Source organism: Spectribacter hydrogenoxidans (assembly GCF_031846275.1).
In the GTDB taxonomy this organism is placed as follows: Bacteria; Pseudomonadota; Gammaproteobacteria; order Nevskiales; family Salinisphaeraceae; genus Spectribacter; species Spectribacter hydrogenoxidans.
On sequence record NZ_JAVRIB010000002.1, the window covers coordinates 110756 to 123471 of the forward strand.

Below are 12716 nucleotides of genomic sequence, written 5' to 3' on the forward strand. Positions count from 1 at the left end.
ATGCTCGAACGCACCCGACGTCTGTGGCAGATACGCCGCATCGCCCGCCGCTACGGTCTGGGCGAACTGGTGCCGGATCGCCGCGCCCGCTGGGTTCTCGGCAGCGGCCGCGGCCACGAGCAGCCGCTGGGCGTGCGGCTGCGGCTAGCGCTGGAGGAACTGGGCCCGATATTCGTGAAGTTCGGTCAGGCGGTGTCTACCCGGCGTGATCTGCTGCCGCCCGAGCTGGCCGAGGAACTGGTCAAGCTGCAGGACCAGGTGCCGCCGTTCGATGGCGGCGAGGCGGCCGCGATCGTGGAACGAGCCTACGGGTGCCGGCTTGGCGAGGTGTTTGCAGAGTTCGACCGCGAGCCGCTGGCGGCGGCCTCCATCGCCCAGGTTCACACCGCCCGCCTGCATCCGGCCCCCGGCGACGACGACGGCATGTCGGTAGTGGTCAAGGTCCTGCGCCCGGGCGTGAAAGCGGCGATCGATCGCGACGTGGCCCTGATGTACCTGCTGGCCGATCTGGCCATGCGGTTGCCAGAGCTGGCCCGTCTGCGCCCGCGCGAGGTAGTGGCGGAATACGACCGCATCATCCACGACGAACTGGACCTGGTGCGCGAAGGTGCCAATGCCAGCGAGCTGCGGCGCAACTGGCAGGGGTCGGATCTGATCTATCACCCGGTGGTGCTGTTCGACCACACCCGCGACAACGTGCTGGTGATGGAGCGCATCCACGGCATTCCCATTGATGATGTCGAGGCGCTCACCGCCGCCGGGGTGGATTTTCGCGTACTGGCCGAGCGCGGTGTGGAAATCTTCTTCAAGCAGGTGTTCCGCGACAATTTCTTCCACGCGGACATGCATCCCGGCAACATCTTCGTCGATGCCAGCAACCCGGATCGGCCGCGCTACATCGGGGTGGACTTCGGCATCGTGGGGTCGCTGACTCCGTCCGATCAGCGCTATCTAGCCGAGAATTTCCTGGCGTTCTTCAACCGGGACTACCGTCGCATTGCCGAACTGCACGTGGCCTCCGGCTGGATGCCGGCGGATACCCGCATCGAGGCCTTCGAGGCAGCCATCCGCACGGTGAGTGAGCCCATCTTCAACAAGCCGCTGGCAGAAATATCCTTCGGGTTGTTCCTGATTCGGCTGTTCCAGATCGCCCGGCAGTTCGATTACCGGGTACAGCCGCAGCTGGTACTGCTGCAGAAGACGGTGCTCAATGTGGAAGGGCTGGGCCGGGATCTCTATCCGCAGCTAGACCTCTGGCAGACCGCCAAGCCGGTGCTGGAGGAATGGATGCGCGAGCGCCTGGATCCGCGCCGTACCCTGGCGCGGCTGCAGAAGCAGCTGCCGCAGTTGCTGGAATCGCTGCCCGCCCTGACCGAGGCGGCGGTGGCGCGGCTGGAAGCGCCCGGGCGGGAACCCGCGGCGACGCCGGCCGATGCCGCTCCGAGCGTCGACGGGGCAATTCGCATCGGCTGCTCGGTGCTCGGTGCGGGTCTGGCAATCAGCGCGGTGCTCGCCGCGGGGCTGGCAGTCGGCCCCGCATGGACTGCCCCCGTCCTGGGTCTTCTCGCGGCGCTGGCCGCCTGGCGGGCGGTGCGCCGACCCGGCTAACGACGGCTTTGGATGTGCAGGCCCTTGAGCAGATTCAGCGCCTCGTAAAGCGCATAGTCCTCTTCGGCCAGCACGCCGCTGCTGTCTTCGTCGTCATCCGCCGCATCCGCAGCGGCTTTGTTGGCCTTCTCGGCCCCTCCGGCCGGGGCCTTGCCGTTGGCGAGGGCGCCGGCCAGATCGGCCTCGGAGAAGCGTCCCAGGTTGGACTCTGCACTGGCGCTGACCTTCACTGACTGGATTTCCACGTCCGGCACGATGCCCTCGGCCTGGATCGACCGACCGTCGGGGGTGTAGTAGCGCGCGGTGGTCAGCTTGAGGGCGGCGTCGTTCTGCAGCGGCACGATGGTCTGCACCGAGCCCTTGCCGAAGGTCCGGCGCCCCATGATGATGGCGCGACCCGAATCCTGCAGGGCGCCGGCCACGATCTCGGAGGCCGAGGCCGACCCCTGGTTCACCAGTACCACCAGCGGGCGGCCGCGCAGCTTGTCGCCGTTGCCGGCACTGAAGGACTGGTCGGCGTTCTTCACGCGGCCGTCGATGGAAACGATCTCGCCCTCGGTCAGGAAGGCGTCGGATACGTCCACTGCGGCGTTGAGCAGACCGCCGGGATTGTTGCGAAGGTCCAGCACCAGACCGCGGAGATCGCCGTCGGCCTTGTCCATCAGCTCGTCCATCGCGTCGTTGAGACTCTCGCCGGTCTGATTGGAGAACTGGCTGATGCGCACGTACCCGTAGCTCGGTGTCAGCATGCGGGAACGCACGCTCTTCACCTCGATCACGTCGCGGGTGATGGTGACCTGGAACGGCTCGGCGTTACTCTCGCGCAGGACGGTCAGCGTGATGTCGGTGCCCGGCTCGCCGCGCATCAGCTTGACCGCGTCGTTGAGCTTCATGCCCTTCACGGCCGTGTCGTCGATGCGGATGATCAGGTCGCCGGCCTCGATACCGGCCTTCTTGGCCGGGGTGTCGTCGATCGGCGAAACCACACGCACGAAACCGTTTTCCATCGTCACTTCGATGCCCAACCCGCCGAATTCGCCGGAGGTGGAGATGTTGATCTCCTTGAACTCTTCCGGTGACAGGTAGGCGGAATGCGGATCCAGCCCGTCGAGCATGCCGCGGATCGCGTTGTTGAGAAGATCCTCGTCGCTGACTTCCTCGACATAGCCCTGCTTCACGCGGTTGAGAATTTCCACGAAGCTGCGGAGGTCTTCGAGTGGCACCGCGTTGTCGGCATCGGCACTGTCGCTGGTGGCAAACACGCCCTGGCCCAGGGCGAGCAGAACGCCGACGACGACGCCGGTGGCAAGCAGGAGCAGGCTGTGGGATGTGCGGGGCATTGGGCTTGAAACTCCGGATCGGATTGGATGCGGCCCGGCGGCGCCGGCCCATCCGCGGACGCGTGACGATATCACAGGCATCCCGTATCAGCCGCTCAGCCAGCGCGCCGGATCGACCGGCGTGCGGCCGCGGCGTATCTCGAAATAGACGCCGTGGCGGTCGTGTCCGCCGCTGTTGCCGGCCGCGGCAATTGTCTGTCCGGCCCGCACCCGGTCGCCCACCTCGACCCGGGCGGATTGGTTGTGGCCGTAGACGGTGTAGTAATCGTCGCCGTGGTCCAGCACCACGATCAGCCCGTAGCGATGCATCCAGCCGACATACACCACCCGCCCGGCCGCGGCGGCACTGACCGAGGTGCCGGCGCCGGCCGCCAGCCACACCCCCTGCCATTTCAGTTTGCCGCCGGCCTTGGCGTCACCGAATCCGGCGATGATGCGCCCGCTTACCGGCGGCGCCAGCTGACCCCGGAGATTGCCGAAGGGCTCGCCGACAGGCGGCGGTGATGGCGCTTTCTCGACGCGTTCGCGGACCTCGCCGATCAGGGATTCCAGCGCCTCGGCCTCCGCCTGCAGCGAGCCGAGATCGTCGCCACGCGCGGCCAGCTGGGTCTTGATGCGCTCCAGGGTCTCGGCCCGTTCTCGTCGGGTGTCGTCCAGCGCGGCCAGGGCGTTGGCGCGCCGGGATTCGGCGGCGGCGAGAGCCTGGCGCTCGGTGGCGATCTGCCGGCGCTGTTCGGCCAGGGCCGAGAGGTCGGTGCGCAGTTCGCGGATCGCCGTGGCCTGCGCCTGGCTGTAGTACTCGTAGTAGCCCAGCAGCCGGCCGATGGCGGCCGGGTCGTCCTGGGACAGGATCAGCCGCAGACGCCCCTGTCGGCCGACCCGATAGGCGGCATCCATGCGCTGACCGAGGGTCTCCACCCGGCCGCCGAGGCTTTCGCGCAGGCCGGCAGCCTCGGCCTCGAGCCGATCGATTTCGGTTTCGTGCGCGCGGATATCCTCACGAATGCCACGCAATTCGCCGCTGGCCTCGGCAATGCGTGTTTCCACTGTGGCCAGTTCGGCGCTGAGATCGCCGCGGCGTTCACGATCCTGTTCGATGTGGTTCTTGAGAGTGGCGATCTCGCTGCGCAGGGCTTGCAGTTGCTGCTCGCGCTCGGCCAGGCCCTGGGCGGTTGCCAGGCCCGCCGGAATCAGGGTCAGGAGAAGTATCGCGAGTCCGCGTGCCATCGCCTCATTGTAATGAAAGCCCCGGCGGACCGCCGGTTCCGGCGGGTGTGGCGCTTGTGTGATAATCCGCCGCCCGCATCAGGTCCACGTCCTCACGTCATGCAGCAGTTGCTCGAATTCATTGCCAATCACCCGTTTCTCTGGTCCGCCGTGGCCGCGGTCATCGCGGCGCTGATCGCCAACGAGATATGGCGTTCGCTGCGCGGCGACCGGCCGCTTCCGCCCAGCGATGCGGTCCGGCTGATCAACAGCCGGGATGCAGTGGTTGTGGACGTGCGCTCGGCCGGCGACTTCAAGAAGGGGCACCTGCTCAACGCGATCAACATTCCGCTGGCCGGCATCACCGAACGGGCCAACGAGATTTCCAAGAACAAGGAATGCACCATACTGTGCTACTGCGCCATGGGCTCCACGTCGCAGCAGGCCTGCCAGCGGCTGCAGAAGCTCGGTTACAGCCACGTGCATTCGCTCAAGGGTGGCATCAACGGCTGGCAGGCGGCGGGGCTGCCCATCACGCGCAAGTAATCGGCACGACAAGGACGGGGCAGGTTGATGGCGGACACCGATGCGAACAGCGGCCGGCGGGTGCTGGTGCAGAAACTCTATCTCCGCGACGCGTCGGTGGAAGTGCCGGGCGGGCCGGGCATTTTCGAAGGCGAGTGGCGGCCGCAGATCGACGTGGATCTGAACTTCCGCGTGGGCGACCTGGGCGAACAGCGCCACGAGGTCAGCGTGTCGGTCACGGTGACCGCCAAGCGTGATGACAAGACCGCCTATATCGTCGAGGTGGATCAGGCCGGCGTATTTCTGGTCTCGGGCTTCGACGACACCGATGAGCACCAGCGGGTGCTCGGCGCTTATTGTCCCAGCGTGCTGTTTCCCTACGTGCGTGAAACCGTGGGGGACCTGGTGCAGCGGGCGGGTTTCCCGCATTTCCTGCTGCAGCCGATGAACTTCGACGCCCTGTTCGAACAGCATCGGCGTTCGCAGGACGCGGACGCGGCGCAGCCCGCCACCCACTAGGCGTTGCCTGTGCCCATTCAGCGTATGGCCGCGCTCGGTGCCGGTTCCTGGGGCACCGCTCTGGCGATTCAGCTTGCCCGCAACGGCGTGGAGGTGCGCCTGTGGGGGCGCGATGCCGCGGCCATCAGAGGCCTTGAGGCGGCGCGCGAGAATCAGCGCTATCTACCCGGTGCCGCCCTGCCGCCGGCCCTGATCGGCGAACCGGATCTGGCCGCTGCCGTGGCGTTTGCCGGGGACGTGCTGGTGACGGTGCCCAGCCATGCCCTGCGCGAGACGTTGGCCGGCCTGCAGCCGCATCTGCGCCCGGGTCAGCGTCTGATTCTGGCCACCAAGGGGCTGGAGCCGGAATCGGCCCGGCTGCCGTTCGAAGTAGCCGCCGAGGTGCTGGGCGATGACCGGCCGGTGGCGTTGCTGTCAGGGCCGAGCTTTGCCGGCGAGGTCGGTCGCGGGTTGCCTACCGCGGTCACCATCGCGTCGGACGAAGCCACGCTGGCGGCCGACATGGCGCGGGCGTTTCACGATGGTGTCTTCCGCGTTTATGTCGGTGCCGACATGGCGGGCGTGGCCGTGGGCGGGGCGGTCAAGAACGTGCTGGCCATCGCGGTGGGGATTTCCGACGGCCTGGGTTACGGGGCCAACGCCCGGGCGCTGTTGATCACCCGCGGGCTGTCCGAAATGGTGCGGCTGGGTGAACCCTTGGGCGGCCGCCGCGAGACTTTCATGGGCATGGCCGGTCTGGGGGATCTGCTGCTGACCTGCACCGACGACCAGTCACGCAACCGCCGCATGGGACTGGCGTTGGCGGCGGGTCGGACGGTCGCCGAGGCCGAGGCCGATATCCGACAGGTGGTCGAGGGGGTGCGGGTGGCCCGGGAGGTTCACCGCATTGCCGAGCGCGAGGGGGTCGAACTGCCAATCTGCGAACAGGTCTACTCGGTGCTGCACGAGGATGTCGCGCCGCCGGACGCCGTGCGCGTGCTCACCGAACGTCCGTTCCGCAACGAGATTGATTAGCTAGCTACCTGGAATTTCCGCATGGCCAACTGGATCACTTTCGGGCGCTGTCTGATTCTGCTGCTGCTTCTGGCGGTGGTGTACAGCGGCATGCCTGCGCTGCAGCTGGTCAATGCCCCGCTGGTGATCCTGATCATCGCCCTGGACGGGGTGGACGGCTGGGTGGCGCGTAAGCGCGGCGAGGAATCGCTGTTCGGCGCCACCTTCGATATCGCCGCCGATCGCATGGTGGAGAACGTGCTTTGGGTGGTGCTGGCCCACCTCGGCCTGATCGGCGTCTGGGTGCCGTTGCTGTTCATCGTGCGGGGCACCCTCGTCGATGCCATTCGCAGCACCGGCACGGCCTCGGGCACCGCCGCCTTCGACATGATGCAGAGCCCGGTGGGCCGGTTTCTGGTGGCCGGCCGCTTCATGCGTTTCACCTATGCCGCGGTCAAGGCGGTGACCTTTGCCTGGGTGCTGCTGTGGCAGCCGTTTCCGGACCTGTTCCCGGCATTCTGGGACACCTGGGGGCCGGGCATGGACGCGATCAGTCTGGCGCTGGTGGTGGTCTCGGCCGCCCTGTGCGTGCTGCGCGGTCTGCCGGTGGTGATCGAGTTCCTGGCCAATCGGGACTGAATTCGTGCCCCTGGTGCTTTTCGACGTGGACGGCACCCTGGTGCCGTCCCCTGGCACCGAGCCCCGTTTCGCCTGGTACCTGCTCTGCCGCGGGCGGCTGGGCTGGCGGCAGCTGCTGGCCACCGGCTGGTTCTTCCTGCGTTACTGGCCCCGGTTCGGACGCCACGTGCCGCTCAAGAACAAGGCCTGGCTGACCGGCCTGGCACGCGCTGAAGTGGCATCGCTGGCACGCGACTTCATCGCCGAGGAACTGGCAAAGGTGCTGTTCACGCCGGCGGTCGCCCGTCTGCGCGAGCACGTCGCCGCCGGGGATCATGTGGTACTGCTGACCGGCACGCCGCAGTTTCTGGCGCGGCCCCTGGCCGATCATCTGGGGGCCGCCGACGCGGTCGGTTCGCTTTGCGAGGTGGCGGCAGGCCATTTTTGCAGCGGGCCGCCCGTGCGCCATCCCTATGGCGAGACCAAGGTCGAGGCCGCCCGTACGCTGGCCGCCGAGGCCGGTATGGATCTGTCGGCGGCCGTGGCTTACGCCGACACCGCCAGCGATGCCCCGCTGATGCGGGCAGTCGGCCGGGCGGTGGCGGTGATGCCGGATCGCCGGCTGCAGGCCATGGCGCTGGATGCCGGCTGGGAAATCCTGGCGGATCAGTCGGGTTCGAGCATCCCCCGCAGCCGGTAGATCAGCGCCAGCGCCTCGCGGGGCGTGAGTTCGTCGGGGTCGAGATCGGCCAGCTGCTGGCGCAGGCGATCACCCAGGCGGTCCTCGTTGAACAGCGGTATCTGCGGAGTGGCGGCGGGTCCTGGCGCCGGTGCCGGCCCATTTTCCAGTTCGGCCAGATAGGTGCGGGCGGCGGCCAGCACCGGCTGGGGCACGCCAGCCAGTGCGGCCACCTGCAGGCCGAAACTGCGCGAGGCCGGGCCCGGCCGGGCGGTGTGCAGGAACACCAGCGATTCCCCCTGTTCGGTGGCGTATTCACTGGCGTCGAAGTGGATGTTCTCCGCGCCGGGCAGGGCCTGGGCCAGGGCCGTGAGCTCGAAATAATGCGTGGCGAACAGGGTGAACGCGCGGTTGTGGCGGGCCAGCCGCTCGGCGGTGGCCCGGGCCAGCGCCAGCCCGTCGTAGGTGCTGGTGCCGCGGCCGATCTCGTCGAGCAGGACCAGGCTGTTGGCGGTGGCGTGGTGAAGAATATGCGCCGTCTCGGCCATCTCCACCATGAAGGTGGACTGGCCGCTGGCCAGATCGTCGCCGGCGCCGATGCGGGTGAAGATGCGATCGATGGGCCCGATCTCCGCGCTGTCCGCCGGCACGAAACTGCCGATATGCGCCATCAGCACGATCAGCGCGGTCTGACGCATGAACGTGGACTTGCCGCCCATGTTGGGGCCGGTGATCAGCAGCATGCGGGTGGCGTCCGACAACGCCAGATCATTGGCCACGAAAGGCTCGGCGAGTACCTGCTCCACCACCGGGTGGCGGCCGCCGCGCAGGGTCAGGCCGGGTTCGTCCACCATCGTCGGTTCGGTCAGCCCCAGGGCCACCGAGCGCTCGGCCAGATTGGCCAGCACGTCCAGTTCGGCCAGCGCATCGGCCAGCGCCCGCAGCGGTTCCAGGTGGCCGGCCAGATCATCCAGCAGTTCCGCGTACAGAGCCTTCTCGCGGGTCAGCGCCCGCTCGCGGGCCGACAGCACCTCGTCCTCGAAGCGCTTGAGTTCGGGAGTGATGTAGCGCTCCACCGCCTTGAGCGTCTGGCGGCGGGTGTAGTCCTCGGGCACCCGCGCGGCGTGGGTCTTGCCGAGTTCGATGAAGTAGCCGTGCACCCGGTTATAGCCCACCTTGAGGGTGTCCACCCCGGTGCGCGCCCGTTCGTTGACCTCCAGTTCGCGCAGGAAGCCGTCGGCGTTGTCCGCGATGCCGCGCAGCCGGTCCAGTTCCTCGTCATATCCGGGTCGCAGCACGCCACCGTCACGGAGCCAGATCGGTGGCTCGTCCACCAGCGCACCGGCCAGGTGTGCCTGCATCGCCGGGAACGGCCCCAGCCGGCCGGCCTGCTCGGCAAGCAGGTCCGACGGCGTGTCGGCCAGCTGATTGCAGAGTCCGGGCAGCCGCGCCAGCGCGGTGCGCAGGCCATGGAGATCGCGCGGCCGGGCGCTGCGCAACGCCAGCCGGGTGAGAATGCGCTCGACGTCCGCGATGCCGGCCAGTGACTCGCGCAGGCTGCGGCTGCCGCCATCGCTGTTCAGGGCACGGATGGCCTGATAACGGCCGCGAAGAATGTCGTGATCGCGCGGGGGTCGGCCGGCCCAGCGCCGCAGGCAGCGGCTGCCCATGGCGGTGGCGCAGCGGTCGAGCACGCCGACCAGCGTGTGCTCGTCGCGCCCCGACACGCTGCGTTCGATTTCCAGATTGCGCCGGGTGGCGGCGTCCAGCAGCAGGGCGTCGTCGCGGATATCGGTGCGCAGGCCGGTGATGTGGGGAAGGGCGCTGCGCTGGGTGGCCTGCAGATACTCCAGCAGGGCGCCGGCGGCGGCCACGGCCGCCTCGGCATCGTCGCAGCCGAACCCGCGAAGGTTGGCTACCCGGAAATGGTCGAGCAGGCGCCGACGGGCGCTGACTGCGTCGAAAAGCCAGGGCGAGCGGGCGCGCGCAAGCGGATGGCGGCTGGCGGCGTTGTCGGCATCCTCGGGGACCAGCACCTCGGCAGGTTCTAGCCGGGCGAGTTCGGCCGTCAGGGCCTCGTCGTCGGCCAGCCGCATGACCGAGAAATCGCCGCGGCCCATTTCCAGCGCGGCCAGACCGAAGCCGCCGGCCCGGTCGGGGGCGACCGCGACCAGCCGGTTGGCTTCGCGGGCATCCAGCAAGGCTTCGTCGGTGACGGTCCCGGGCGTGACCACCCGCACCACCTCGCGCCGGACCGGGCCCTTGTTCTTGCCGGGGGCCTCGAGCTGCTCGCAGATGGCCACCGATTCGCCGCGCCGGATCAGCCGGGCCAGGTACTGGTCGGCGGCGTGATAGGGCACGCCGGCCATCGGGATGGCCTGGCCGCCGGATTCGCCGCGCTGCGTCAGCGTGATGTCGAGCAGTTCCGCGGCGCGCCGGGCGTCCTCGAAGAACAGCTCGTAGAAATCCCCCATGCGGTAGAACACCAGCATGTCCGGGTAATCCGCCTTGATCCCCAGATATTGGCGGATCATCGGCGTGTGGTCGCGGGACGTGGCGGCGTTATCGGCCATGATCAGTCGATGCGTTGCCGGCCGCCAGCCGGCGGATGCGGGATCGGGCCGGTGGTTCTGGGGTGGCGGGGCATGGGCAGCTCTGGCGGGCAGGTCGGGGCCGGTGTCGTGCTATTTTCGGGCCGCAACACGCAGCGCAGAATAGCATGAGCGACACGGCCTTCGAGGCCCGGGTGGCAACACTGGCGGCGCGCCTGGGGGCGGCCTGCCAGCGGCTGGCTACGGCAGAATCCTGTACCGGCGGTTGGGTGGCGAAGGCGTGCACCGACCGGGCCGGCAGTTCGGACTGGTTCGAGGCCGGCGTGGTGGCCTATTCCAATGCCGCCAAGCAGTCGCTGCTGGGCGTGCCGGGCGACCTGATCGTCGAACACGGCGCGGTGAGCCGTGCCGTGGCCGAGGCCATGGCTCGCGGGGCGCTGGCGATGTGCGGGGCCCAGTGGAGCGTGGCGCTGACCGGCATCGCCGGGCCCGGCGGCGGTACGCCGGACAAGCCGGTGGGCACGGTCTGGATTGCCTGGGGCATGCCGGATGGCAGCGTGGATGCTGCCTGCCCGGTATTCGAGGGTGATCGCGAGGCGGTGCGCGCGGCCTCGGTGGCGGCGGCGCTGGACGGCCTGCTGGCGCGGATTCCGGCGGGTGGCTGACGCGATGAGTCGTAGACGGCCCATTTCCCCGTGTAGGCTCGGCTGCAACTGTGGAATAATGCGGGCCTGTACATACTGACAGTTGGAGGCGCAAGCCATGGATGATGATCGCAAGAAAGCACTGGCCGCCGCCCTGACCCAGATCGAACGCCAGTTCGGCAAGGGCTCGGTCATGCGCATGGGCGATGCCGAGGCGGTCAAGAACGTGGCCGCGATCTCCAGCGGATCGCTGGGGCTGGATGTGGCCCTGGGGATCGGGGGCTATCCGCGCGGCCGCGTGGTGGAAATCTACGGTCCGGAATCCTCGGGCAAGACCACGCTGACCCTGCAGGCGATCGCCGAGGCGCAGAAGGCCGGCGGTACCGCCGCGTTCGTGGACGCCGAACACGCGCTGGACCCGCAGTATGCCGAGGCCCTGGGGGTGGATATCGAGAATCTGCTGATCTCGCAGCCCGACACCGGTGAACAGGCGCTGGAGATTGCCGACATGCTGGTGCGCTCCGGCGCGGTGGACATCGTAGTGATCGATTCCGTGGCGGCGCTGACGCCCAAGGCCGAGATCGAGGGCGAGATGGGCGATTCCCACGTCGGCCTGCAGGCGCGGCTGATGAGCCAGGCGCTGCGCAAGCTGACCAGCAACATCCAGCGCACCGGCACGCTGGTGATGTTCATCAACCAGATCCGCATGAAGATTGGCGTGATGTTCGGCAGCCCGGAAACCACCACCGGCGGCAACGCGCTCAAGTTCTACGCCTCGGTCCGGCTGGACATCCGCCGCATCGGCTCGATCAAGAAGGGCGACGAGGCGATCGGTAACGAAACCCGGGTCAAGGTGGTCAAGAACAAGATGGCACCGCCGTTCCGGCAGACCGAATTCGAAATCCTCTACGGTCAGGGTATCTCCCGTGAGGGCGAGCTGATCGAGCTGGGCGTGGCCAACAATCTGATCGAGAAGGCCGGCTCCTGGTATTCCTACAACGGTGAACGGGTCGGCCAGGGCAAGGACAACGTGCGCGAATTCCTGCGCAGCAATCCGGAGATCGCCAATACCATCGAGGCGGCGCTGCGCGAGCGGCTGATGCCGCCCAAGCCGACCCGGGCCGAAAAGGCGGCCGAGGCCAAGGCATCCGAGGCTGCCGAGGAAGACGCTGCGGCCCGCTGATTGCGCCGGTCTTGGCCGACGATCCTGCCGACGCCGATGTATCCACCGTGCGCGAGCACGGCATCAAGCTGCTCGCCCGGCGTGAACACGCCCCGCGCGAGCTCGAGCGCAAGCTGCGCGATCGCGGCTATGCGGCCGACACAGTGTCCGAGGCGCTGGCCGACCTGATCCGCGACGATCTGCTCAGCGAATCCCGCTACGCGGAGTCCTTCGCCCGGCAGCGCGCCGAACGCGGCCAGGGGCGGGTGCGCATCCAGGCGGAACTCACCCAGCGCGGGATCGGCGACGGCCATATCGAGCAGGCGCTGGCCGAGCTGGACGTGGACTGGGCTGCCTCCGCCCGGGCGCAGCGGAGGAAGCGTTTCGGCCCCGATCTGCCCGACACCCTGCGTGAGCGGGCGCGCCAGACCCGCTTTCTGCAGCAGCGGGGATTCGACAGCGACGACATCCGCGCCGCGCTGCGCAGCGAATAGCGGGCTCCTCTCGTTCATCATCGATTCAGCCACTCGCAGTCAGTCTGTCAGCGCGACATGAACGCGATGGAGTGGATCATGACTTATCGAAATCTGGGTCTGGCACTGGTGGCGGCGCTGGCGGTGGCCGGGTGCAGCCGTTCGTTCGTGGGTGGCGCGGCGGTGGGCGCGGGCACCGCGGGCGTGGCCTACGAGGTGTACAACAAGGAGAAGCTCGACGACATTGAGGACGACTATCGCGCCGGGCGTATCGACCGCGAGGAATACCAGCGTCGCCGCGACGAAGTGGGTGATCGTTCACTCGTTTACTAGCCTGTTTCGGTGAGGCCGCCGGCGCCCGGCAGTGGCGCGGCCGGCGCGTGCTTCGGTACCATGA

13 protein-coding genes are annotated in these 12716 nt (G+C 68.2%); 10 read left to right on the plus strand and 3 right to left on the minus strand.

All coding sequences use genetic code 11. The features are described 5' to 3' along the window. Positions 1-1608: a ubiquinone biosynthesis regulatory protein kinase UbiB gene (gene ubiB / locus RM532_RS02325; protein ID WP_311651515.1), complete on the plus strand. Its 1608-nt coding sequence runs from the start codon at positions 1-3 to the stop codon at positions 1606-1608. On the opposite strand, the gene RM532_RS02330 is transcribed toward ubiB, so the two are convergent. Next, on the minus strand, positions 1605-2948 hold the full coding sequence (locus tag RM532_RS02330) for a S41 family peptidase (RefSeq protein WP_311651516.1): 1344 nt from the start codon (positions 2946-2948) through the stop codon (positions 1605-1607). The genes ubiB and RM532_RS02330 overlap by 4 nt on opposite strands. Before the next feature lie 87 nt (positions 2949-3035). Next, positions 3036-4175, minus strand: a complete 1140-nt coding sequence (locus RM532_RS02335; protein WP_311651517.1) for a murein hydrolase activator EnvC family protein — start codon at positions 4173-4175, stop codon at positions 3036-3038. 99 nt (positions 4176-4274) lie between these two features. On the opposite strand from RM532_RS02335, the gene RM532_RS02340 reads away from it, so the two are divergent. Genes RM532_RS02340 through RM532_RS02360 form a run of 5 tightly spaced genes read left to right on the plus strand, consistent with a single transcriptional unit; the run spans position 4275 to position 7509 of the window. Further along, positions 4275-4700: a rhodanese-like domain-containing protein gene (locus RM532_RS02340; RefSeq protein WP_311651518.1), complete on the plus strand. Its 426-nt coding sequence runs from the start codon at positions 4275-4277 to the stop codon at positions 4698-4700. 27 nt (positions 4701-4727) lie between these two features. Continuing rightward, the gene (gene secB / locus RM532_RS02345; protein ID WP_311651519.1) at positions 4728-5198 is read left to right on the plus strand and encodes a protein-export chaperone SecB; all 471 of its coding nucleotides are present in this window, start codon (positions 4728-4730) and stop codon (positions 5196-5198) included. Between the two features lie 24 nt (positions 5199-5222). Then, complete coding sequence (locus RM532_RS02350; RefSeq protein ID WP_349255253.1) at positions 5223-6212, plus strand: NAD(P)H-dependent glycerol-3-phosphate dehydrogenase; 990 nt, start codon at positions 5223-5225, stop codon at positions 6210-6212. Positions 6213-6233: 21 nt separating this feature from the next. Beyond that, the gene (locus tag RM532_RS02355) at positions 6234-6830 is read left to right on the plus strand and encodes a CDP-alcohol phosphatidyltransferase family protein (protein WP_311651521.1); all 597 of its coding nucleotides are present in this window, start codon (positions 6234-6236) and stop codon (positions 6828-6830) included. A gap of 4 nt (positions 6831-6834) precedes the next feature. Then, positions 6835-7509, plus strand: a complete 675-nt coding sequence (locus RM532_RS02360; RefSeq protein ID WP_311651522.1) for an HAD family hydrolase — start codon at positions 6835-6837, stop codon at positions 7507-7509. Here RM532_RS02360 and mutS read toward each other — a convergent pair. Beyond that, a complete protein-coding gene (mutS, locus tag RM532_RS02365) occupies positions 7476-10061 on the minus strand; it encodes a DNA mismatch repair protein MutS (RefSeq protein WP_311651523.1) in 2586 nt (861 codons plus the stop codon). The two genes, RM532_RS02360 and mutS, sit on opposite strands and share 34 nt — an antisense overlap. A gap of 146 nt (positions 10062-10207) precedes the next feature. Between mutS and RM532_RS02370 the strand changes: the two genes are divergently transcribed. The 4 genes from RM532_RS02370 (at position 10208) to RM532_RS02385 (ending at position 12652) form a co-directional block, all read left to right on the plus strand. Then, entirely contained in the window at positions 10208-10705 is a 498-nt protein-coding gene (locus RM532_RS02370; protein ID WP_311651524.1) for a CinA family protein, read from the plus strand. A gap of 97 nt (positions 10706-10802) precedes the next feature. After that, a complete protein-coding gene (recA, locus tag RM532_RS02375) occupies positions 10803-11867 on the plus strand; it encodes a recombinase RecA (protein ID WP_311651525.1) in 1065 nt (354 codons plus the stop codon). 11 nt (positions 11868-11878) lie between these two features. After that, the gene (locus RM532_RS02380) at positions 11879-12340 is read left to right on the plus strand and encodes a regulatory protein RecX (RefSeq protein WP_311651526.1); all 462 of its coding nucleotides are present in this window, start codon (positions 11879-11881) and stop codon (positions 12338-12340) included. Positions 12341-12418: 78 nt separating this feature from the next. Next, positions 12419-12652, plus strand: coding sequence for a hypothetical protein (locus tag RM532_RS02385; RefSeq protein ID WP_311651527.1), 234 nt, complete (start codon positions 12419-12421; stop codon positions 12650-12652). Positions 12653-12716: the final 64 nt, after the last annotated feature.